The organism is Staphylococcus sp. MB377 (assembly GCF_001922505.1).
Lineage (GTDB): Bacteria > Bacillota > Bacilli > Staphylococcales > Staphylococcaceae > Staphylococcus > Staphylococcus haemolyticus.
In genome coordinates, this window is sequence record NZ_MAON01000061.1 from 51,249 (window position 1) to 76,950 (window position 25,702).

Consider the following 25,702-nt stretch of genomic DNA (forward strand, 5'->3'; position numbering starts at 1 on the left):
TCTATCTCTTGCATCACAGAGACTAATAAAATACTTTTGAGCTTGGAATATAAAATTACATATCAAAAATAGACAATTGTGCCTTATCTGGAAGATTAGGTAAAGAACCTAAATCATCAAGATACTCAATTATTTTTTGAGATAATCCAGCCTTTTTATTTAAATCTTCTTTAGATAGGAATGGTCCATCTTCTCGCGCTTCAACAATACGTTTAGCAACATTCTCTCCAAGTCCAGGTACAGAAATAAATGGAGGAATTAAGGTATCTCCTTCAATAATAAAGTCAAATGCCTGACTTTTCTCTAGACTAATTGGTTGCATACGGAATCCGCGATGAGCCATTTCATTCATAATTTCTAAGACAGTAAGAACGTCTTTTTCTTTTTTACCGAGGTCCATGTATCTTGAATACATATCTTTGACTGTATTCTTTATGCTTTCTTTGTCTTTAATCATAGTAATCAAATCAAAGTCTGATGCACGAATTGTGAAATAAGATGCATAATAATAAAGCGGATGATGTACTTTGAAATATGCAATTCTCACTGCCATTAATACATATGCAGCCGCGTGGGCTTTAGGGAACATGTACTTAATTTTCAGACAAGAATCTAAATACCAATCTGGTACATCATTCTCTTTCATAGCATCTATCATTTCTTCAGTTAAACCTTTACCTTTACGCACTGACTCCATTGTTTTGAAGGCCATTGAGGGTTCTAATCCTGCATACATTAAATAAACCATGATATCATCACGACAACCTATAACGCTTGATAAATCACAAATACCTGAACGAATTAATTCTTGTGCATTACCTAACCAAACATCAGTACCATGAGATAATCCTGATATTTGTACAAGTTCTGAAAAAGTTGTTGGTTTCGTATCTTCTAACATTTGTCGAACAAATCCTGTACCAAATTCAGGTACACCGAACGTTCCAGTCTTACAAAGTATCTCCTCTTCAGTTACACCTAATGACTCAGGACTACTAAAGATTTGCATTGTCTCTTTATCATCTACTGGAATGGTCTTAGGATCTATACCAGATAAATCTTGTAACATACGAATCATTGTAGGATCATCATGTCCTAATATATCAAGTTTTAAAACATTATCATGGATGGAGTGGAAGTCGAAATGCGTTGTCATCCAAGAAGCGCTTTGATCATCTGCAGGAAATTGTATCGGGGTGAAATCATAAATATCCATGTAATCAGGAACTACTATAATCCCACCTGGATGTTGTCCTGTTGTACGTTTTACACCTGTACATCCTTTAACCAGACGATCGATTTCCGCACCACGTTTATGAATACCTTGGTCATTTAAGTAGCCTTTGACATATCCAAACGCCGTTTTTTCGGCAACTGTACCTATTGTTCCTGCACGGAACACCTTGTCTTCCCCGAAAAGCACTTTAGTATAGTTATGAGCGTTTGGTTGGTACTCACCACTAAAGTTCAAGTCAATATCAGGAACTTTATCTCCTTTAAATCCTAAGAATGTTTCAAATGGTATGTCTTGCCCTTCTTTAATAAGTTCAGCACCACAAGTGCTACATTGTTTATCAGGTAAGTCAAACCCAGAACCTACAGACCCATCATCAAAGAATTCACTCGTTTTACAGTTAGGACAAATGTAATGAGGTGGCAAGGGATTAACTTCAGTTATTTCAGTCATTGTTGCCACAAAACTAGATCCAACCGAACCACGCGAACCTACTAAATATCCATCATCTAGAGATTTTTTAACAAGACGTTGTGAAATTAAATAGATAACCGAGAATCCATTTCCGATGATACTTGCTAGTTCTTTTTCAAGACGATCGATTACGATTTGTGGTAAATCTTCACCGTATAATTTTTTGGCATTTGTGTAGCTTAGTTCACGAATTTCTTCATTTGCTCCATCCATACGTGGCGTAAACAATTGATCTTTAATTGGAATAACTTTTTCAATTCGGTCTGCTAATTCATTTGTGTTTTTAACAACTATTTCATGTGCCTTTTCTTCACCTAAAAAGTGAAACTCATCTAACATCTCATCTGTCGTTCTAAAATGCGCTTCTGGTAGAGTTGAGCGATTCAAAGGATTACCAGGTTGAGATGCGATTAAGATTTTACGAGCAATCGCGTCATGTTCATACAAATAATGCGCATTTCCTGTCGCTATTACTGGAATACCTGTACTTTCTCCTGCTTTTAATATACGTTCATAAATTTCATAAAGTGTTTCAGTATCTCTTATGAGTTCTCTATCAATAAGATCTTGATACAGTTTAGGTGGTTGTACTTCAATAAAATCATAATATTTAGCGATTTTTTCAACTTCCGATTGGTCTCTCTGCATTACAGCAGTGAATAATTCACCTTCATCACAAGCTGTTCCAACTAGTATGCCTTCACGATATTCATTTAATAATGAACGTGGAATTCTAGGAGTTCGATAATAATATTTAACTAATGAGGCACTTACAATTTTAAATAAGTTCTTTAAGCCTTCTTGTGTTTGAACAATTAATGTCACATGTGTCGGACGTGCACGTTTATATGCATCCTCATTAGACAGTTTTTGATTAATGTCTTTATGATTTGTAACTCCTAACTCTTTCATTTGCTGAACCATCTTAATGAAGATATACGCTGTAGCCTCAGTATCATAAATGGCTCTATGGTGTTGAGTTAATTCTACACCATACTTTTTCGCTAAAAAGTTTAATCCGTGTTTACCATATTCAGTATTAATCGTACGTGATAGTTCTAAAGTATCTATGACACCATTCGTTGATGGCCCAAAGCCAAGCCTTTCATATCCAGTGTCAATAAACCCCATATCAAATGATGCATTATGTGCTACAAATATAGCATCTCCTACCCATTCTTTAAATTCAGTCAATACTTCCTCAATCTCAGGTGCATCAGTCAACATATCATCAGTAATGTGAGTTAAATTAATGATTGTTTCTGATAATTTTTCGTGTGGATTACTGAATCGTTCAAATTTATCAATAATTTCCCCGTCTTTAACTTTAACGGCGGCCAATTCTATAATTTGATCGTATTGGTTTGAAAGTCCAGTTGTTTCAACGTCAAATACAACATAAGTTGCTTCTTTAAGATCTCGATCTGTTGGTTTGTAAGCAATAGGTACTCCGTCATCTACGAGCATACCTTCCATACCATAAATCATTTTAATACCATTTTTTTCAGCGGCACCATGAGCATCAGGAAAGGCTTGAACGACATTATGATCTGTAACTGCTATCGCTTTATGTCCCCATTTTGCAGCTTGATTAATATATGCACTTATATTAGGAATACCATCCATTTGACTCATTGATGTATGTAAATGAAACTCTACACGCTTTTCTTCTGCTTTATCTTGCTTAGGTGTCTTTTTGATTTCTTCTATATCAGTCATCATCATTACTAAATCTCTTACAAACGTGTCTTCTTCAATACGTCCTTGAGCGCGTACCCATTTACCTACACTTAGTGCCTTAAAGTGATCTAAATCATCTTTATTTTTTCTTGTAAACATCTTAAGTACAAGAGAATCTGTGTAGTCTGTGACTTTTAACTCAACAATATGACGACCACTCTTTAATTCTTTTAGGTTAATATCAAATATAACCCCTTCAATCGCTACTTTGAACTCTTCTTCAATGATTGATTCAATTGGTTTTATATTATCAATTTGTATCGGTTTACCAATTTGACACTTATCAACATTACTTTCATTGTTATCTTGTTGTTTCGTTTTTTCTGCTTTGATTTTTTCAATTTTTTCAGTAGCTTCACGAGCACTTTTTTCATCTTCTTCTTGAATATGTGCTTCTAATGAAGCTAAATCATCATAAGAACTTGAGTCGTCCGTTTCAAAAACAACTTTATCAATATCAAAACCACATTTACGAAAACCCTTTACTAAGCTACCATTACATACTTTGTCAAAGTGATTTCTTTCGATGTCATTAGAGGTCATTACTTTCAACACATTACCAGACATAATTAAACGCTTCTGTTTAAGTTGACCTTTTACTTTAGGTGAAAGTGCAGTATGTTCTATACAATGACCAAAATATTTGATAGCATGCTCATCTTGATTACTTGTATCTTGAATTGTAAAATGCCAATCAACTTTGGCAATTTCTTTAAATTCTTCAGTAATCGCATTAGTGAATATTAAATAATCTTCATGTGATAGAAAATATGGCAATGTAATTTGAAATTCCCACGTTCTATTTTTATTTGACACATCTACTCGCGTTAATTCACCTTTTTCAATGATTTTTTGATCTAGTTGATTGGAAACTTTAATCTGGTCAGCGAGTACTTTGAATTTTTCTTGATTCGTCATTGCCATGACAGATAACCACCCTTATATCTAACTAATTTCTCAATTATATGTATACGTAACGTGTTATGATCTAACTGCAAACTTGATATCCATTATACTACTTTGCCATGTGCTTTTCATATGTTTCGTTTTAAAATTTTTAGTAAAAAAAGAGGTTTAGACAAATATGAAATTGTCTTAACCTCATTTAGCATTATGCATTGAATATCCTTGTTGAACAAATGAAATCAAGTACATTCATCAAATTCAACTTAGTCTATGCAAATTATAAATTACTATAAAGTGTAGCGATATGAGTGTTTAAATCGTTAATATGAACATCTTCGCTTTCACCAGTTTGACGTACTTTAACTTCAACGATACCCTCACTAGCATTTTTACCAACTACAATTCTTATTGGAAGACCGATTAAATCTGCATCATTAAATTTAACGCCAGCTCGATCTTTACGATCATCATAAAGTACATCATATTGTTGTTGTAATTCTTTATACAATTGATCACCTAATTCTAGTTGTTCATCCTTTTTAGGATTAATAGTAATTAGATGTAAATCAAATGGTGTAACTGATTTAGGCCAAATAATACCATTTTCATCATTATTTTGTTCAACAATGGCACTTAGCGTTCTTGAAACGCCTATTCCATAGCACCCCATGATTAATGGCTTAGCTTTACCTTGGTTATCTAAGAATGTTGCGTTCATTGCTTCTGAGTATTTAGTTCCTAACTTAAATACTTGACCTACTTCAATGCCTTCAGCAAATTTCGCTTCGCCAGAGCCATCGCTTAATGGTTCTCCTTCTAAGATAAAACGGAAATCTCCAAACTCATCAACCTTGAAATCTCGGTCTAAATTAGCGTTAATATAGTGGAATCCATTCTCATTAGCACCAACGACTAAATTATTTAAATCTTTGACATAATTATCTGCAAAAATTCTAATATCTTTATCATGAACTGGTCCCAGTGAACCAGGATTAGCACCTAATAAATTAACAATCTCATCTTGAGTGGCCATTTCAACGTTATCTGTTTCAAAGAATGCTTTTACTTTGACATCATTTAATTCATGATGACCACGTATTAAGAACATAATGAATTCTCCATCAATTTTAAATATCATTGATTTAACAATTTCATCAACCGGACGGTTTAAAAAATCAGCTAATTCTTGAGCAGTTTTAACATTAGGTGTTTCAATCTTCTCTAGTTCTGCTACTTCTGAATGCTTTTCATTTGGATGATAAACGACTTCCGCTTTTTCAATATTAGCTGCATAATCACTTTGCTTACTATAAACGATAGTATCTTCACCAATTTCACTTAAGGCCATGAATTCGTGTGTGTGGTTACCGCCAATTGCACCTGAGTCTGCAACCACTGGTCGAGCATTGATGCCAACACGTTTGAATATACGATCGTAAGCATTGTACATATCTTGATATGTTTCATCTAACGATGCTTCATCAGCATGGAATGAATACGCATCTTTCATAATAAACTCTCTACCTCTTAACAAACCAAAGCGTGGACGTTTCTCATCTCGAAATTTAGATTGTATTTGGAATAACGTTAAAGGTAATTGTTTATATGATTTAAGTTCATCTCTAACGATAGAAGTCACTACTTCCTCATGTGTAGGACCTAAAGCAAATTCACGTCCATTACGATCTTTTAAGCGCATTAACTCTGGACCGTATGCACCCCAACGACCTGATTCTTCCCAAAGTTCTGCTTGTTGAAGTGCAGGCATTAAAATTTCAACGGCATCAATGCTTTCCATTTCTTCACGTATGATTTTAGAAATATTATTTAACACACGAGAGGCTAATGGTAAATAGCTATAAATACCACTTGTACTTTGTTTGATTAATCCTGCTTTTAATAATAATTGGTGACTCAATGCTTCTGCTTCAGCAGGGACATCTCTCCTAGTTGGTATGAAAACTTTCGATTGTTTCATCACTTAATCCTCCTTATTCTACAAGAAATAACGTTGTATATCGTTCCAAGTTACTAGAACCATTATAATTAAGACAAAAATAGCACCAGCAGCTATTATAATTGTCTCTGCTTTTTTATTAACTGGCCTTCTGAAAATTGCTTCATAGATAACAAATAAAATTCGACCACCATCAAGTGCTGGAATTGGTAATAGGTTCATTATACCTAAGTTAACACTTAATAGTGCAGTGTAGTATGTTAATGCAATGATACCCTGTTTAACTACAGAGTCAACATTATGATAAATACCCACTGGACCATTTAACATATCAAATGAGAATTGACCTGTGAATATACTTGCAATCATTGTTCCTACAGCTTTAAAGATTAATGTACTGGCACTAACAAACTGATCAAACCCTAGCGCAATTGGTTTTATTAAAGTATGTTCTTTCTGAGGTTGGAAACCTAAAATGTACGTCGTCTCAGAATTTAATTTAGTTTGCTTAATAACTTGCTTTTTAGGAGTTATATCCACTGTCTTTGTTTGATTATCTCTTTCAAATTTTATCATTGTTTTATTATCTTTAATTTTATTTGCTGCAGACTGAATGTCATCAAAACTCTTAGTTTTATATTGACCTACTTGAACGATTTTATCTCCAGATTTTAATCCTGCTTGTTGAGCTGGATAGTTATCAGCTAATTGTCCCACTGAGGTAGTAGGTGTTCCTTGGAAATAAGCTAATGCGATAAATAATATTAAGGCTAATATAAAGTTAAATAATGGTCCTGCAAATAACGTTAAAAATTTGGGTAAAGGTTTCTTATGTGCAAATTGTCGATGTCGTGGAGCGATTTGAATTAAACTACCATTCTCAACAAAATATGCTTTTTCAGCAATATTAAAATGATGTCGCTCATTATCATATGAAGTAATACCTTCAATGTACAAATCATCCTTGAAGTCACATTGTTTAACTTCAATTGCTTCTATCTTTTGAAATTTATGCTGATCATCTAAAATTATATGCGTAATCTCATCTTTATCATTAAGTTTTACTTTAACATTCATACCTGGTTCAACTGGTGGTTCTTCTAAACCGTCTCCAGCCATTCTTACATAACCACCTACAGGTAATAAACGGATGGTATACAAAGTTTCGTTCTTACGGAAACTAAATATTTTTGGTCCCATACCTATCGCGAATTCAGGACACATTATTCCAGCACGCTTCGCAAAGAACATGTGACCATATTCATGTACCGTAACAAGTACACCGAACACGATCATAAATGAGACAATAGTGATTAAATAGCTCACATGATACACCTCAATTAAATTAAATTTCTACTTTTTTCATTAGAACGATGTAGATTATCTATGATTTGGTTAAATTATTCAAGAATTTTACTTTTAATAAAAGGAGTTAAGAATTACATCATCTACTATGTCTAGTCAAATGTGCACTCAATAACTCCTCAATTATAGCACTATACATTTTTCATATATAAATAAAACATTAAAATCGCACTACATTTGTATTAATAAAATGTTGAGTAATGGTAAAACAAACATGAAACTATCAAATCGGTCTAATATACCACCGTGACCCGGTAAAATTCTACCAGAATCTTTAACACCAAAATGACGTTTAAATCCTGATTCAACTAAATCACCAAGTTGACCAAAGATACTCAAGATGATTGTTACTAATAATAGTAACCAAATATTTAAGTTGAAATCAACAAAGAACAACATAACAATTGGCACAATTAAACTACAAATTAATCCGCCAATAAAACCTTCAATAGTTTTGTTCGGACTAATTACTGGCCATAATTTATGTTTACCCATTAGTCGACCGAAAATATAAGCACCTGTATCTGTTAACCACACCACTAAGAATGCATAAAGTATGTAATGTAATCCATCTGAACGTGTTGCATAGAAATACATAAATCCAATACCGACATATGCAACTGACATAAGACAGAAAGCAGCATCCATAAAACTAAATCTGTTTTTTGACAGTACAGTGTAACTTAGTAAAATAAAACTCATTGCGATTAAACTTTTTAACTGAATGTCACTAACCCAGTCACCTGCTGATTGAGGTAACATAATAATAATTAATGCTAAAGCACTAAAAATACCAGGGACTGAAATTAATTTAATCATATTCATATTTAAAAGTTCTTTTAATGCAATTAAAGCTAGTAAGAACGCAAACAACATTAAGGTTGTACCACCCATTAATAGAATGGGTAGAAAAATTAACAATGCTATAATTGCGGTTAAAGTTCTAACTTTCATACGCTACTCCTTACTTAACCCTCCAAAGCGTCTTTGGCGAGATTGATATATTTTTAAGCAATTTTTAAATTCTTCACCGTCAAAGTCTGGCCACAATTTCTCATTGAATATAAATTCACTATAAGAAGACTGCCAAATAAGGAAATTACTAATACGTTGTTCACCAGAAGTGCGAATTAATAACTCAGGATCTGGGTATGAATGCGTCATTAAATGATTGTTAATCATTGATTCATCAATATCTTTACTGTCTTGACCATTGCGTTGAAGTTCATCATAAATTGATTTCATACTTTGAACAATTTCAGCTCGTCCACCATAATTGATGGCAAATATTAATTTCAGACCTGTATTATTTTTTGTTTTTTCTTTTGCATGTTGTATTGCTTCAATCGTCGATTTAGGAACTGCATCTAAAAATCCAATCGTTTCTATTTGAACATTTTTTTCAATGAGTTCGGGTAAAAATGTTTTTAAAAAATTAACAGGCAAATTCATGATATAATTAACTTCATTTTCAGGTCTAGACCAATTTTCAGTTGAAAAAGCGTATAGTGTTAAGTATTTAATGCCCAAATCACTTGCTTCTCGCGTTACAGTTTTGATGGTTTGCATACCTTCGTAATGTCCTTTAATTCTAGGCATTTTACGCTTTTTGGCCCAACGTCCATTTCCGTCCATGATTATCGCTACATGTTCAGGTAAATTATGTAAATCTAAATCATCGTTATGACTGATTTTAGTCTTATTTCTTTTTATTAGCTTTTTAAACATGGTCTTTCCTCCGAGCCTGATCATCTCTATTATATTATATTAGTTATTTAAGAAATCATCTATCATTTTATCATACTCGATAATGGCATTGAATAAGCAAATGAAAAAACTGTACCAAAGTCTGAATTGGCACAGTTTAGACTAAAATAATTTATAGTAATGTAGAAAGTATATTTATAATAATACTTAAACATTATTAAATGAATTAATTTATTGTCGAACTAATTAAACAGACATAATGTCTTTTTCTTTGTCCTCTACTAATTGATCAATTTCTTTAATAGAATTATCTGTAGCTTTTTGAACATCTTCTGTTTGACTTCTTAAATCATCTTCAGTAATGTCCCCATTTTTTTCATCTTTTTTCAATTGATCATTAATATCACGACGGATGTTTCGGATAGATACTTTCGCATCTTCACCAATTTTCTTAACGTTTTTCACTAATTCTTTACGACGTTCTTCTGTTAAAGCTGGGACAGTGATACGAATAACTTCACCATCACTTGTAGGATTTACACCTAAATTTGCTGCATAAATTGCTTTTTCAATATCAGCTACTGAAGATTTATCATAAGGAGAAATAACTAATAAACGTGCTTCAGGCACATTGATGCTCGCTAATTGTTGAACTGGTGTTGGTGCACCATAATAGTCAACAGTTACGCCACTTAATAAATTTGAATTGGCTCTTCCAGCACTGATATTTGCTAATTCTCTTGATAAATTATCGATAGATTTGCTCATTCTAACTTTAGTGTCTTGAATTATGTCACTCATATTGTTTACACCTCTAATTATTTAGTTATTAACGTACCTATTTTTTCACCCATAACTGCACGTTTAATATTGCCTTCTTCCATGATTGAAAATACATTTAAAGGAATATTATTATCCATACAGAATGATGATGCAGTTGAGTCCATTACTTGTAACCCTTCTTGTAACATTTGAATGTGCGTCAAGTGTTCATATTTAACTGCATTCTTATCTACTTTAGGGTCTGCTGAATATACTCCATCAACATTATTTTTACCCATTAAAATAACATCGGCTTCGACTTCTGCTGCACGTAACGCTGCAGTTGTATCTGTAGAGAAGTATGGATTACCGATTCCTGCTGCAAAAATAACAACACGTTTCTTCTCTAAATGTCTAATAGCTCTTCGACGGATATATGGTTCAGCAACTTGTTTCATTTCAATTGATGTCAACACACGTGTGTCACATTCTAATTGTTCTAAGCTATCTTGGAGTGCAAGAGCATTCATAACTGTAGCAAGCATACCCATGTAGTCCGCTGTACCACGGTCCATACCTAAATCACTACCTGTTTTACCTCTCCAAATATTGCCACCACCAACGATAACTGCAATTTCGCAATCCATCTTAGCAACTTCAGCTACTTGCTGTGCCACGCTTTTAATAATGATTGGATTAATACCAAAACCTTTGTCTCCTGCGAGTGCTTCACCACTAAGTTTTAATACTACACGTTTATATTTAGAAGTTTGCGCCATTGTTTTTTCCTCTCTATTGTAAAAATATGTAATATATACAAGTAAAGAAGACACTGACGCGCCTTCTAACATAAAGTATCACTTTATAATAGAAAACCTCAAAGGTGTCTTCTTTCTTGTAAATCTTGTCGACAGATTATTTCATTTGACCTTTAACTTCATCTGCGAAGTTTTCTTCACGTTTTTCCATACCTTCGCCTACTTCATAGCGAACGAAGTCAACAAGTTTACCACCTTTAGATTTTAAGAAAGCTTCAACTGTTTGATCTGGATCTTTAACGAAGTTTTGATCAACTGCACAAATTTCTTGAAGATATTTACGTAAACGACCTTCAACCATTTTTTCAACGATGTTTTCAGGTTTACCTTCATTTAATGCTTGTTGTTTTAATACTTCTCTTTCGTGATTGATTTCTTCTTCTTTAACTTGTTCTGAAGAAACATATTTTGGATTGATAGCTGCGATGTGCATAGCAACATCTTTAGCAGCTTCTTCATCAGTAGAACCTTCAACTACAGTTAACACACCGATACGTCCACCCATGTGTAAGTATGCACCAAATGCATCGTTATCAGATTTTGTTCTCATTTCGAAACGACGGATACTTAATTTTTCACCGATTGTTGAGATTGCTTCTTTCATTCTTTCATCAACTGTTTTACCACTTGATAATTTAGTTTCTAATAAAGCATCTACTGTTTCAGCTTTGCTATCAAGAACTTGATTAGCAATTTCTTTAACTAATTCTTGGAAGCCTTCATTACGAGCTACAAAGTCAGTTTCAGAGTTGATTTCAACGATAGCAGCTTCATTTCCTTTAACTTCAACATGTACTAAACCTTCAGCTGCGATACGGTCTGCTTTTTTAGCTGCTTTAGCGATACCTTTTTCACGTAAGTAATCAATCGCTTTATCGATGTCACCATCAGTTTCTGTTAGCGCTTTTTTACAATCCATCATACCAGCGCCAGTTCTTTCACGTAATTCTTTAACAAGTTTTGCTGAAATTGCCATTAATTATTCCTCCAATATTTCTAATTGTAATAATAGATGATACCTAAATATTACCATTAAAGTCACTATAATTTCCAATACTCTAGTAAACTTTAATTATTATTTTTTATTATTTGAAAAAAGGGCGATAAGCATTACATCTTATCACCCATTTAAACTATATCTTAGTTTGATTCAACAGTAGTATTTTCTTCAGTTGATTCTGCTTCTTGAGATTCTTCTTTTTCATCTAAATTGATGTTTTGCTCTGCAGCTACTTCATCGTTAGAAACACCTTGTTGACCTTCTAAGACAGCGTCAGCCATTTTACCAGTTAATAATTTAACGGCACGAATAGCATCGTCGTTCGCTGGGATAACGTAATCAATTTCATCTGGATCACAGTTAGTGTCAACAATACCAACGATTGGAATATTTAATTTACGTGCTTCAGCAATCGCGTTACGCTCTTTACGAGGGTCAACTACGAATAATGCTTGAGGCATAGATTTCATATCACGAATACCGCCTAAGAATTTGATTAAACGGTCGTATTCTTTTTTAAGTTCAACAACTTCTTTTTTAGGTAAAACGTCAAATAAACCGTCTTCTTCCATTTTTTCAATTTCAGAAATACGTTTAATACGTTTAGAAATTGTTTTGTAGTTAGTTAAAATTCCGCCTAACCATCTTTGGTTAACGTAGAATTGTCCAGCACGTTCTGCTTCAGCTTTAACTGACTCTTGTGCTTGTTTTTTTGTACCTACGAATAAGACTCTACCGCCATCTTCAGATACTTGTTTGATGAAGTTATAAGCTTCTTCAACTTTTTTCACTGTTTTTTGTAGGTCAATGATATAGATACCATTTCTCTCAGTGAAGATATATTTTTTCATTTTTGGGTTCCAACGGCGTGTTTGGTGACCGAAGTGAACACCGGCTTCTAGTAATTGTTTCATTGAAATTACTGCCATTTTAAATTCCTCCTAGTGGTTATTTACCTCCATAATAAACTCATATAAAGACAATTAATTTAATTGCACCCTTTAAATGTACGTTTATCATGTGTGTATTGGCTTTTATAGCCGAAAACAATAATATCATATTTCTATATAATGCGCAATGTTAATTTCATTAAAGAAATAATGCAATACACATTTTTCATAATAAAAACTGTTACAAATAATATTACATACTTGCAACAGTTGAATGTTGGTTATTGCATTATCGATTTAAATCAAAATTATTTATTTCGTTCTAATTCATCAAGGAATTTTTCTTTTTTAACTTTTATAAAGGTACCCTTCATCCCTAAGGATCGTGATTCGATTACACCAGCACTTTCAAGTTTACGTAACGCGTTCACGATTACTGAGCGAGTGATACCTACTCTATCTGCTACTTTTGAAGCTATCAATAGGCCTTCATTACCACCTAATTCTTCAAAAATATGCTCAATTGCTTCTTTTTCAGAATAAGATAATGAATTAATTGCCATAGTGATTGCCGCTTTATCACGCGCCTCTTTCTCTACTTCATTATGTTTCTCACGAAGTATTTCCATTCCAATAACAGTTGCAGCATATTCGCCTAATACTAAATCATTTTCGTTAAAGTCATCTTTAACACGACCAAGTACTAATGTTCCTAATCTTTCGCCACCACCAAGTATTGGAAATACAGTTGTACGACTGCTACTAAATACTTCTTTATCTTCAGGTGGGAATACAGTTAATTCATTATCAATATCAATATTAGATTCAGTTTGTTTAACGTCCATTAATAGTTTTGTATATTCACTAGGAATGTGTTTACCTTCTAACATTTCGTTAATTCTTTGACTTTTTAAAAGTTCATTTAAACTTGAACCTAGAATCTTACCTCTACGTGAAACAATAAATACGTTCGTTACTGTAACGCTACTAATTGTTTGAGCAACGTCTTTAAAGTCGACTGCAATACCTTTATGTTTTTGTAATAGTGTATTTAATTCTCTAGTTTTAGATAATAAGCTCATAAAATTTCTCCTTTATTTATATTATAAAATAAATGCACTTAAATCTTTATTTGTTGAAATAGATTTCAACTTATCATCAACATATTGTGGTGTTATATCAACTACAGCATTTGGCATGCTAGGGGCTTCGAAAGATAAATCCTCAAGCATTTTCTCTAAGATTGTGTGTAAACGACGTGCACCAATATTATCAGTGTCTTGGTTAACTTGATATGCCATTTCAGCTAATCTTGTAATCGCTTCCTTAGTAAAGTTCACAGTGACCTCTTCTGTTTGAAGCAATGCCTCATATTGTTTGATGAGTGATAGCTTAGGTTCAGTCAATATTCTGTAAAAATCGTCAACAGTTAAACTTTCTAATTCTACTCTAATTGGGAAGCGTCCTTGTAATTCAGGTATTAAATCACTTGGTTTCGATACGTGAAACGCGCCAGCACCGATAAATAGCATATGTTCAGTATTTACAGTACCATACTTAGTTTGAATCATGCTACCTTCTAAAATTGGTAAGATATCTCGTTGTACACCTTGTCTTGAAACATCTTGACCACTATTAGCGTTATTCGTTGCTACTTTATCAATCTCATCGATGAAGATAATACCCATTTGTTCTGCTAACTCAAGCGCTTCTTGATTTGCAGTTTCTTGATCAATTAATTCATCGGCAAAATCATCGGCCAAAATCTTACGAGCTGTTTTAACTGGCACCTCACGTTCAACCTTACGTTTAGGCATGAGTTGATTCATCATGTCTTGCATTTGTTGGTTTTGATTTGTACCGAGCATGCCTAGCGCACCTGGATCTTGTTCTACCTTAATTCTAACTTTCTCTTCTTCAAGTTTACCATCTAATAATTGTTTTTTGATTTCTGAACGTTTAGTTTTAATTTCTTCTGTAGGTGTTTCCTCTTCATCATCATCATTATTACCAAAGTTTGGAATTGCACCACCAAGTAATGACTCTAAAGGATTACTATTATTTGACGCTTTTTTCTTCATACTAGGTACAAGTAATTTAACTAACTTTTCATTAGCTTTATTAACTGCTTCGTCTTTAACCAAATCTTTCTTTTGATCTTTAACAAGTCTTACAGCTACATCGACTAGATCACGAACCAAACTCTCAACATCGCGTCCAACGTATCCTACTTCAGTAAACTTAGTAGCTTCCACCTTAATAAATGGCGCTCCTACAACTTTAGCCATACGTCTTGCTATTTCAGTTTTACCAACACCAGTTGGACCGATCATCAAAATATTCTTAGGTGCGATTTCTTGTTTGGTTTCTTCATCAAGCAAACTTCTTCTATAGCGATTTCTTAGAGCAATGGCAACTTTTCGTTTAGCATCATCTTGCCCAACTATATATTCATCTAATTTAGATACGATATCTTTAGGTGTTAATTTTATACCGTTTGCATCCATATATTTTACCTCCAACCTAATTAACATCCATTTATATTCATTTCCATATTTTTAAAAGTTAAAGTGTTTCCACTATAATATTATCATTTGTGAACACACAAATGTCAGATGCAACCTTTAAACTTTCGTAAGCCATTTTTTTAGCAGATAATTGGCTTGCATGACGCTTCAATGCTCTTCCAGCACTTAAAGCATAGTTGCCTCCTGAGCCAATCGCAATTAAATCATCATCAGGTGCAATGACTTCTCCAGTTCCGCTAACCACTAATATTGCATCTTTATCCATTACAATTAACATAGCTTCCAATTGACGTAATTGTTTATCACCACGCCACTCTTGAGCTAGTTCAACAGCTGCACGTTCTAAATTACCACTAAATTGTTGTAATTTTGTTTCAAACTTCTCAAACAAAGTGAAGGCATCAGCTACACTACCAGCAAATCCAGCTAACACTTTACCTTCATATAATCTGCGGACCTTGCGCGCTGTTTGCTTCATAATAACTTGCTCACCTAGTGTAACTTGTCCATCACCAGCCATCGCTGCTTCACCGTTATGTCTAACGGCATAAATAGTTGTTGCATGTAATGATGTTTTACTCATTTATTTACTCTCCTTTTTCGCTCGAGGATGTGCATTTAAATACACTTTACGTAATTGTTGGTTAGAAACATGTGTATATCTTCCAGTTGTCGAAAGATTAACATGTCCTAACAAAGATTGTACCGTTCTTAAATCTGCACCTTGATTAAGTAAATGTGTTGCAAACGTATGTCTTAATTTGTGGGGGTGAATTTCCGTAATCCCTGCTGTACGTTTAACAACATCATTTAAAACATACCTAACACCTCTCTCTGTTATAGGGGCGCCATTCATGTTAACTAATAAAAATGAATGTTTGGTATGTTGTATAGGCTTAAATTCGCTTAAGTATTGTTCAATGCTTTGACGACAAAATTCTCCAAACGGAACAAACCGTTCCTTATTTCCCTTTCCTAGTACTTTCACACCAGGTAAAGACATATCAATATCTTTAAGTTGGATATTTACTAACTCAGAAACACGTATACCCGTTGCATATAATAATTCTAGAATAACGCGATCCCGTAATCCTTTTTTTGTATCTTTTGCTACAGTTTCGAATAATGCTTCCATCTCTTCTTCATAAAAAAACTGTGGCAAGTAGTTCTCCTTCTTAGGATGAACGAGTTGTACAAAAGGATTTATAATTGTCTCATCTTGTGTCATCCAAAACTCATAGAAAGTTCTTAAAGTTGAAATCTTCCTTGATACAGTAGTACGTTTCAAATTCTGTGAATATAAATAGCTTAAATAATTTCTAGCATCTTTATATTCAAATGTTCTTAGATTTAGTAATTCTTGTTCTAAAAAATGATTAAATTGTACTAAATCATCATGATATGATTTTAATGTATGGGCGGAGAAATTTCTCTCAACTTTGAGCATATTTAAGAATGTAACTTGGATTTCTTCCACTTAAAAATCCCCTCCATCATATGCATTGTAGCATATAACATGAAAGGGACTAAAATAATTAGCTATAGAATTCAAAATCTTTTGAGAATTACTTAAAAGATTGAAATAACTTGAACGTGCGACTAAAACAATGAATTCGAAATAAATTCTATTCTAGTTCAATCACTATAATTATAGTGTTTTCTTATAATTCTCTAAATATTCGAGCGCTCTGTTAGCTTGTGCTTCGTAACGCTCTTTTTTATCTTTAATCCGTTTTTCAAGTGAAGGTAATAAACCAAAGTTAGCGTTCATAGGTTGGAAGTTCTTTTCATTTTTAGCATGGGAGATGTAATAAGCCATACTTCCTATCATTGTCTCTCTAGGGAAAATAACTTCACCTTTATCAAGTAATTTGTGAGCTAGGTTAATCCCAGCAACAAGTCCACTTGCTGCGCTTTCAACATATCCTTCAACACCAGTCATTTGACCTGCGAATTGAATTCTATCTTCTTTAATCAACTCATATTTCTCATTTAATACATCTGGAGAATTTATAAATGTATTTCTATGCATCACACCATACCGTACGATATCAACATTTTCTAAACCAGGGATAAGTTGAATTACTTCTTTTTGTGCGCCCCATTTTAAATGAGTTTGGAAACCTACAATATTATATAGCGTTCCAGCTGCATCATCTTGTCGTAATTGAACGACAGCGAATGGACGTTTACCTGTTTTTGGATCTTCAAGACCAACAGGTTTCATAGGACCAAATAATAGTGTTTTGCGTCCACGTTCAGCCATTACTTCAAAAGGCATGCATCCTTCGAAATATTTTTCTTTTTCAAATTCATTTGTTGGTGCAACTTCTGCTTCAAGTACTGCATCATAAAAGCGATTAAATTCTTCTTCTGTCATAGGACAATTAAGATAGGCTGCTTCACCTTTATCATAACGTGATTTTAGATACACTTTATCCATATCAATCGATTCTTTTTCAATGATTGGAGCAGCTGCATCATAAAAATAAAGTTGATCCTTACCTGTAATATCTACGATTTCTTTAGCTAAATTTTCTGTAGTTAATGGACCAGTAGCAATAATTGTATATCCTTCAGGGATACTATTAATTTCTTCATTAATAACAGTAACATTAGGATGATTTCTTAAAGTTTCAGTAATATAACCAGAAAAATCATGTCGATCAACTGCTAATGCACCACCAGCAGGAACTCTTGCTTTGTCAGCAGCAGAGATAATTAATGAGTCTAATCTTCTCATTTCTTCTTTTAATACACCCACACCATTAGTTAATGCATTGCCTCGTAGTGAGTTAGAACATACTAATTCTGCAAATTTATCAGTATGGTGTGCTGGCGTTTGCTTAACTGGGCGCATTTCAATCAAATTCACTTTGATACCTCGTTGAGCTAATTGATAAGCGGCTTCTGAACCAGCTAGTCCAGCGCCAACTATATTTACAGTTTGACTCATGGTTTTCCTCCTTAATTTATTATCTATTTTTGAACTTCTTCTTTATAGTCACAGTTTGAGCAAATAACTTGTGAACTGCGTCCTTTCTTATGTTCCATTAAATAATGATTACATTTAGGACAATCACGACCAACAGGTTTGTCCCAAGAAATAAAGTCACATTCAGGATAGTTTGAACAACCATAGAAAAGTCTATTTTTCTTAGATTTTCTTTCAACGACATCTCCATCTTTGCATTTAGGGCAAGTTACGCCAATAGTTTTCACGATTGCTTTCGTATTTCTACAGTCTGGGAAATTTGAGCACGCCATAAACTTACCATATCGTCCCATTTTAATAACCATAGGAGAGCCACAAACTTCACAATCTTCGCCAGCAGGTTCATCTTTAATTTCAACTTTTTCCATTTCTTCCTCAGCACGTTCAACGTCTAATTTGAAACTTCCGTAAAAGTTATCAATTACTTTTCTCCAGCCGATATCTCCTTCAGCAATTTTATCCAATAGCGTTTCCATATTAACAGTAAACTCTACATCAATTATTTCAGGGAAATAGTCTTTTACTTGTTCATATACAATTTCACCTAATTCAGTAGGTACAAATCGTTTACTTTCAAGTTTTACATAATTACGTTTTTGTATTGTGTCAATCGTAGGTGCATAGGTAGAAGGTCTACCAATTTTTAATTCCTCTAACGTTTTAACCAAACGTGCTTCTGTATAACGTGGAGGTGGCTGAGTGAAGTGTTGCGCTGGTTCAATTTGAGTTGCAGTCACTTCATCACCTTTATTCAAGTTAGGTAATTTATTTTCTTTTTCATTATCTTTATCATCTTTGGCTTCTACATAAAGCGTCATGAAACCTTTGAATTTGATTGTTTGACCATTAGCTCGGAATTTAATGTTGTTTTGGGTAACATCTAAAGCAACAGTGTCTAAAATTGCTGGTGCCATTTGACTTGCTACAAATCTTTCCCATATTAATTTATACAAATGATGCTGATCTCTAGTTAAGTATGCTTTCATTTCATCAGGTGTACGTAAAGTACTTGTTGGTCGAATTGCTTCATGGGCATCTTGGTCACCCTGTTTACCCTTAGCAGTTCTATTTGAAAGATAATCTTTACCATACTTATCTTCAATATATTGTTTCGCTTCGTCTTTAGCGGTTTGTGATATACGTGTAGAGTCAGTTCTCATGTATGTGATTAATCCAACTGTACCTTGTCGTTTTAGATCAATACCTTCATATAATTGTTGCGCGAGCATCATAGTTTTACGCGCTTTGAAATTTAATTTACGAGCTGCCTCTTGTTGTAATGTTGAAGTGGTAAATGGATTAGCAGGATTTCTAGTTTTTTCTTTTTTATTAACATTTGTAATTTCAAATTTGTCTCCATCTAATTCAGCTGTAACTTTTTCAACATCTTTTTTTGTTTTTAATTTAAATGGTTTATTTTTATAATGAAGAAACTTAGCAGTAAATTTAGATTTCTTATATCTAAACTCACCTTCTATAGACCAATACTCTTCAGGCTTAAAGTTACGAATCTCATTCTCTCTATCTATTACTAATCTTAAAGCTACAGATTGAACTCGCCCTGCAGACAGCCCCTTTTTCACTTTCTTCCATAATACTGGTGAAATATTATATCCAACTAATCTATCTAATATACGGCGTGCTTGTTGTGCATCGACTAAATCCATTTCAATGCCACGTGGATGTTTAAAACTTTCTTTTACCGCATCTTTTGTAATTTCATTAAATACTACTCTGTTTTCTTTTGAATCATCAAGTTCTAAAATTTTTGATAAATGCCAAGCAATCGCTTCACCTTCACGGTCAGGGTCACTCGCAAGAAAGACATTTTTTGCTTTCTTAGCATATTTCTTTAAGTCTTTAACAACTGGACCTTTACCGCGTATCGTAATATATTTCGGTTCATAATTATCTTCTACATCGACACCCATTTGACTTCTTGGTAAATCTCTAACATGTCCCATAGAAGCTATAACTTTATATTTTTTACCTAAATATTTTTCAATGGTTTTCGCTTTTGCAGGCGACTCAACTATGACTAAATTATCTGCCAAAGTGAATTCCCCCTTGCTATTTCAATTACTAAAGATAAATGATAAACGGTCAATTTTGATTTTGTCAATGTTTAAATTCTATTAACGTTCATTTTAAACACTTTTTAATATTATTTTTAGCTATCAATTAGAATTAAATATAGATTTTTAATACTCTAGAATGAATCATTAATGATATCTATTTATAATCACATAGGATATCATCAGCAGAGGTTACAATCATCGCACCTTCTTGAGCTCGTTTCAAATTACCTTTTGTTAGTGGATTAAATATTGAACCTGGTAATACATATATATTTCTATTTTGCTCTAATGCACAATCAATTGTAATTTGACTACCGCTTCTAACACTTGCTTCAGTTATTAAAACCCCTTTTGAAAGACCGCTTATCAAACGATTGCGTTGCGGAAAGTGATATCGCCTAACACTAGTAAGTGGCGGATATTCACTAATAACTAAACCTTTTTCTTCAATTATGTTGCGTAATTTTTGCGTTTCTCTAGGGTAATGCATCATATGACCAAAACCTAAAACAGCTATTGTAGGTAATTGATACTCTATAGCAAAATGATGTGCTATGCTATCAGCACCTTTTGCCAAACCAGAAATAATAGTTAGTGGAATTTGTTTAAATTTAGGAAATAAGTATTGCATGGCTTTAGCTGAGTATTCTGTTGCATTTCTTGAGCCCACCACACCTAATGTATTGGAGAATGTTAATAAAAGGGGGTCACCTTGGTAAAATAGGACAAACGGATAATCATAAATTTCTTTTAACAGTCGAGGATAATTAGTGTTAAACGGTGTTGTAAAACTTACTTTGTGATTCTGCAAAAATGACAAAATATCTTTTTCATTTAAATTATTAAATTTATCAATAAAATCGTCATTATGAAACATTCTGTCCCAATTTCTTATTGTATCTATTTGATCAGTATAAGAGAATTTAAAAAAATCAGGATTTAATTTTAATAAATGATGAATATGTTGGGTCGTATAACCTAGCCAAATTAATTTCAAAAGTAATATGTTGTTGTTAGTCATGAAGTCGTCTCCTTTAAAAACATTATAAGACAACTATGTCGTATATCACATTTCAATTAAAAGACATTTGATGGATAAAATTTAATAACTTTTAATGAGTAATTTTAATATTGAATTATGTAAACTGTCTTCATGCTCATTTTATACATAAATCTGAAACCTAAAATCCCCAGATTACTTTAAATTTTGTTACCTTAGCACTAAATAAATCGATTCACTTACTTTTGATATAATTTATAGAGCAATTTATTTACTGGCTTAATAAAATTACCAACATATTCTTCTATAAACGCATTGAATCCTTTTTTAAATTGTTGGACACCATAATCTTCTGCATTCTCACCAAAGTCGCCAGTTATGCCGTAGAAATTATAACGCTCTAAGCCTTTCTCTTTTGCGTAGCGTATCATATCCCATTGCAGACAATAGGCACCCATAAATTCATTGTATTTAGGATTAGAACCACTTGATAAATAGCACATTTCGTGATTGTTATAAATAAACAATGCAGCAGCTAAATCAAGTAATGTACCATCCGTAATGATTACTTGTTCAGTTTTTGCTATTTTATTATAAAAGCTCTCTAGTTGTTGATTGAATTGGTGATATTTTATTTTTGCCTTTTTTGAATTAGCATTCACTTTAAATGATTGTTTAATTTCAGTCACTTTCTCTTCTAATTCTATCGCTCGTTGCTTTAATAAATTTATATACTTATTTAAATCAATAAAAGCTAGCTTCATACATGCTTTACCACCATAAATATCAAGCATTTGTTTGAAATAAGGTTCTTCTTGAAAATGAAAACCATATTTTTCTTCAGCCATGTGAAACAGTCGATAAAATCTATTCGTTTCTTTAATTGATAAAGTTTTTATTTGCACACCCATTTCAATTGTCTTCATAATGTTACGTCTAGTTTGATATGACATATCTTTTAATAATTGTTGTTCACTTTTATCTTTTAAATCTAATATAGAATGCCATCTTATTTGACTCATAGCTGAATAGCCAGTTGTAAAACCTTGATGTTGGTATCCTAATTAATTCATCACCTTGAATCACTGTTTATTGTTAAAGTGTTCTATAATCTCACCATCAGCACTTCTTATATTCTCCAAGACATAAGGGTCAACTAGTATAAAAACATCTCTTCGCATATTTACATAATGCGTAAATTTTTTAAAGAAAAATTCAACTAACTCTAAATTAGTAAAATCCATCACCGGTCCTCGATGGGTATATAAGTATTTAAACACCTTAAATATACGAGCATCAGTTAATATACAGGCAGCAACTACGTTACCGTTTTCTTTGACACCGACAATATGAACCACTAAATTTCGAGCTTTCCTATATTTATATAACTCTACAATCTGAGTATAATGCGAAAAATTATTTTCTCATAAAAATTTCAAATTCATTTAATTCTAAAGTTGTAAAATTCAAATCATTAATACTCTCTTTCCTCAAATTCATTTATGCCTCTTTATTAGACCTTATAAAAATCATATCGTAGTTATAATTATGTATCACACGATGTGCTACTACTTTTTTTATAACCACCTAAATTCCAATTTTGATCTAAACTTTGAAACTACATGAGTTTACCATCATAATTACCATCCAACACTATTGCTGTATGTCCAAATCCACCATCATACCTTCCACTAAAAACTACAACATCTCCAGGTTTAGCTTCTAAAGTAGAAGTGTTTTTATATTCAATTTTCACATTTCCATATTGTTTTTTAGAACTTGTTTCATTTATCACAACTATATTTTTATTAAAATCATCCTGTGAAGTTATTACTACTTTATCGTTAGATTTTATCTCACTTGCATATGCACTATAATTTTGATTAATAAAAAATAAAGAACCTACTACAAAAGACACTACACTGATAGTTATTTTCCGAATAGAAAAATTTGATGATATGATATTTTATTCATGATGCTCACTCCTTTTATCAACGCACCATCATTATATATTTTATAATAAATTAAACAAAAGACCTGATTTCCAATATTAGAAATCAGGTCTTAGACAATAAAATCAATTCAAATTTTAATGATGATTATTTAATTGTTAATAATTCCTCATAAATACCAGCTTCTTTAGCTGCTTCGATTAATGTAGTACCGATTTCTGAAGGTGTATCCGCAGTTTTAACACCACATTCATTTAATGTTTTAATTTTTTCATCTGCAGTACCTTTACCACCAGAAATAATCGCACCAGCGTGACCCATACGTTTACCTGGAGGTGCTGTTTGACCACCAATGAAACCAATAACTGGTTTGTTCATATTCGCTTTAATCCATTCAGCTGCTTCTTCTTCAGCAGTACCACCAATTTCACCAATCATTACAACAGCTTTAGTATCTTCATCTTCATTAAACGCTTTAAGTACATCGATAAAGTTAGTACCGTTGACAGGGTCGCCTCCAATACCTACAGCTGTAGTTTGACCAATGCCTTCTTCAGTTAATTGATGAACCGCTTCGTAAGTTAACGTACCAGAACGTGATACAACACCTACATGACCTTTTTTATGAATATATCCTGGCATGATACCAATTTTACATTCATCAGCAGTAATAACACCTGGGCAGTTTGGTCCAACTAAGCGTGTTTTTCTTCCTTCTAAGTAACGCTTAACTTTAACCATGTCAACAACAGGAATATGTTCAGTAATACAAATAACCATATCTAAATCTGCATCTGCTGCTTCCAAAATAGAATCTGCTGCAAAGGGCGCTGGAACATAAACTACAGATACGTTAGCACCTGTTTCTTCTTTAGCTTCTGCAACAGTATTATATACAGGTACGCCTTCAACAACTTGTCCACCTTTACCTGGTGTTACCCCTGCAACAATTTGTGTACCATAATCAAGCATTTGTTTTGTATGGAAAAGGGCAGTAGACCCTGTAATACCTTGTACCATTACTTTAGTATTTTTATCTATAAATACACTCATCTTAGTGTTCCCATCCTTTCCTTACGCTTCTTTAACAAGCTTAACAATTTTTTGAGCGCCTTCAGCCATTGTAGCTGCTGGTTCAATTGCTAAACCTGATTCGTTTAAGATTTCTTTACCGCGTTCTACATTTGTACCTTCTAAACGAACTACTAATGGTAAAGTTAATTCAACTTCTTTAACTGCTGCTACGATACCTTCAGCAATAACATCACATTTCATGATTCCACCGAAGATGTTTACAAAGATACCTTTAACATTGTCATCACCTAAGATGATTTTGAATGCTTCAGTAACTTTTTCTTTTGTAGCGCCGCCCCCTACGTCTAGGAAGTTAGCTGGATTTCCACCAAAATGATTAATAGTATCCATTGTAGCCATCGCTAAACCAGCACCATTAACCATACAACCAATATCTCCATCTAATGCAATGTAAGATAAGTCATATTTAGATGCTTCAATCTCTTTAGGATCTTCTTCTTCTAAATCACGTAATTCTTGGATATCTTTATGTCTGAATAATGCATTGTCATCGAAGTTGATTTTAGCATCTAAAGCTAAAACTTCACCTTCACCAGTAGTAACTAATGGGTTAATTTCAACGATAGAACAATCTTTTTCGATAAATACATTGTATAAAGAAATTAAGAATTTCGCTGCTTTATTAATAGATTCTTTTGGAATGTTAATGTTGAAAGCAATACGACGCGCTTGATAAGGTGATAAACCTACAACTGGGTCGATTGTTTCTTTAAAGATTTTTTCTGGTGTTTTAGCAGCTACTTCTTCAATTTCAGTACCGCCTTCTTCTGAAGCCATTAAAGTAATACGATCAGTTGCACGGTCAATTACAAAACCTACATAATATTCTTTTTGAATATCGCAACCTTGTTCAATATACAAACGTTTAACTTCTTTACCTTCAGGTCCAGTTTGATGTGTAACTAATTGTTTACCTAATAATTCATTGGCATAAGTTTCAACCTCAGATAATGATTTAGCAATCTTAACTCCACCTGCTTTACCTCTACCCCCAGCGTGGATTTGTGCTTTAACCACATAAACCTCTGTGTCTAATTCTTTAGCCTTTTCCACTGCTTCTTCAGCAGTAAATGCAACTCGTCCTTCTGGAACGGCTACGCCCATAGAACGAAATATTTCTTTACCTTGATACTCGTGGATATTCATCTTCCATCCTCCTACTTCTTAGGTTAAGTTCAGTTATAATTATAGAAAATGAAAG

The 25,702-nt window shown here is 33.2% G+C and carries 18 protein-coding genes and 2 pseudogenes; all 20 read right to left on the reverse strand.

Annotation, left to right across the window (positions count from 1 at the left end):
- Nucleotides 1–55: 55 nt before the first annotated feature.
- Complete coding sequence (locus tag BB045_RS10620) at nt 56–4,372, reverse strand: PolC-type DNA polymerase III (protein ID WP_070442325.1); 4,317 nt, start codon at nt 4,370–4,372, stop codon at nt 56–58.
- Between the two features lie 259 nt (nt 4,373–4,631).
- Entirely contained in the window at nt 4,632–6,332 is a 1,701-nt protein-coding gene (locus BB045_RS10625; protein ID WP_070442322.1) for a proline--tRNA ligase, read from the reverse strand.
- Between the two features lie 18 nt (nt 6,333–6,350).
- Nucleotides 6,351–7,637: an RIP metalloprotease RseP gene (gene rseP, locus BB045_RS10630; RefSeq protein WP_070442319.1), complete on the reverse strand. Its 1,287-nt coding sequence runs from the start codon at nt 7,635–7,637 to the stop codon at nt 6,351–6,353.
- A gap of 210 nt (nt 7,638–7,847) precedes the next feature.
- A complete protein-coding gene (locus BB045_RS10635) occupies nt 7,848–8,630 on the reverse strand; it encodes a phosphatidate cytidylyltransferase (RefSeq protein ID WP_070442317.1) in 783 nt (260 codons plus the stop codon).
- A 3-nt stretch (nt 8,631–8,633) separates the two neighbouring features.
- Nucleotides 8,634–9,404: an undecaprenyl pyrophosphate synthase gene (locus BB045_RS10640; RefSeq protein ID WP_037551640.1), complete on the reverse strand. Its 771-nt coding sequence runs from the start codon at nt 9,402–9,404 to the stop codon at nt 8,634–8,636.
- A 225-nt stretch (nt 9,405–9,629) separates the two neighbouring features.
- Nucleotides 9,630–10,184 carry a ribosome recycling factor gene (frr, locus tag BB045_RS10645; protein WP_070442314.1) on the reverse strand — a complete coding sequence of 185 codons (555 nt, stop codon included), beginning with the start codon at nt 10,182–10,184 and terminating at the stop codon, nt 9,630–9,632.
- A gap of 17 nt (nt 10,185–10,201) precedes the next feature.
- Nucleotides 10,202–10,924, reverse strand: a complete 723-nt coding sequence (gene pyrH / locus BB045_RS10650) for a UMP kinase (protein WP_011275942.1) — start codon at nt 10,922–10,924, stop codon at nt 10,202–10,204.
- A 136-nt stretch (nt 10,925–11,060) separates the two neighbouring features.
- Complete coding sequence (gene tsf, locus BB045_RS10655) at nt 11,061–11,939, reverse strand: translation elongation factor Ts (RefSeq protein WP_070442311.1); 879 nt, start codon at nt 11,937–11,939, stop codon at nt 11,061–11,063.
- 164 nt (nt 11,940–12,103) lie between these two features.
- Nucleotides 12,104–12,892, reverse strand: a complete 789-nt coding sequence (gene rpsB, locus BB045_RS10660) for a 30S ribosomal protein S2 (protein ID WP_011275944.1) — start codon at nt 12,890–12,892, stop codon at nt 12,104–12,106.
- 269 nt (nt 12,893–13,161) lie between these two features.
- A complete protein-coding gene (gene codY / locus BB045_RS10665; protein ID WP_070485026.1) occupies nt 13,162–13,935 on the reverse strand; it encodes a GTP-sensing pleiotropic transcriptional regulator CodY in 774 nt (257 codons plus the stop codon).
- 21 nt (nt 13,936–13,956) lie between these two features.
- A complete protein-coding gene (hslU, locus tag BB045_RS10670) occupies nt 13,957–15,360 on the reverse strand; it encodes an ATP-dependent protease ATPase subunit HslU (protein WP_075140749.1) in 1,404 nt (467 codons plus the stop codon).
- Nucleotides 15,361–15,418: 58 nt separating this feature from the next.
- Nucleotides 15,419–15,964, reverse strand: coding sequence for an ATP-dependent protease subunit HslV (gene hslV, locus BB045_RS10675; RefSeq protein ID WP_070442306.1), 546 nt, complete (start codon nt 15,962–15,964; stop codon nt 15,419–15,421).
- Entirely contained in the window at nt 15,965–16,828 is an 864-nt protein-coding gene (gene xerC / locus BB045_RS10680; protein WP_276311345.1) for a tyrosine recombinase XerC, read from the reverse strand.
- Between the two features lie 201 nt (nt 16,829–17,029).
- On the reverse strand, nt 17,030–18,337 hold the full coding sequence (trmFO, locus tag BB045_RS10685; protein WP_037537326.1) for an FADH(2)-oxidizing methylenetetrahydrofolate--tRNA-(uracil(54)-C(5))-methyltransferase TrmFO: 1,308 nt from the start codon (nt 18,335–18,337) through the stop codon (nt 17,030–17,032).
- Between the two features lie 23 nt (nt 18,338–18,360).
- Nucleotides 18,361–20,430 carry a type I DNA topoisomerase gene (topA, locus tag BB045_RS10690; protein ID WP_075140750.1) on the reverse strand — a complete coding sequence of 690 codons (2,070 nt, stop codon included), beginning with the start codon at nt 20,428–20,430 and terminating at the stop codon, nt 18,361–18,363.
- Between the two features lie 178 nt (nt 20,431–20,608).
- Entirely contained in the window at nt 20,609–21,475 is an 867-nt protein-coding gene (gene dprA, locus BB045_RS10695; protein ID WP_070442298.1) for a DNA-processing protein DprA, read from the reverse strand.
- 218 nt (nt 21,476–21,693) lie between these two features.
- Nucleotides 21,694–22,924 (reverse strand): annotated as a pseudogene (locus BB045_RS10700) (aminoacyltransferase).
- A 30-nt stretch (nt 22,925–22,954) separates the two neighbouring features.
- Nucleotides 22,955–23,198: pseudogene (locus tag BB045_RS12470) on the reverse strand (CHAP domain-containing protein); the annotation flags it as partial.
- A gap of 355 nt (nt 23,199–23,553) precedes the next feature.
- A complete protein-coding gene (gene sucD / locus BB045_RS10710; RefSeq protein WP_037551652.1) occupies nt 23,554–24,459 on the reverse strand; it encodes a succinate--CoA ligase subunit alpha in 906 nt (301 codons plus the stop codon).
- A gap of 21 nt (nt 24,460–24,480) precedes the next feature.
- Nucleotides 24,481–25,647 carry an ADP-forming succinate--CoA ligase subunit beta gene (sucC, locus tag BB045_RS10715; protein WP_053017080.1) on the reverse strand — a complete coding sequence of 389 codons (1,167 nt, stop codon included), beginning with the start codon at nt 25,645–25,647 and terminating at the stop codon, nt 24,481–24,483.
- Nucleotides 25,648–25,702: the final 55 nt, after the last annotated feature.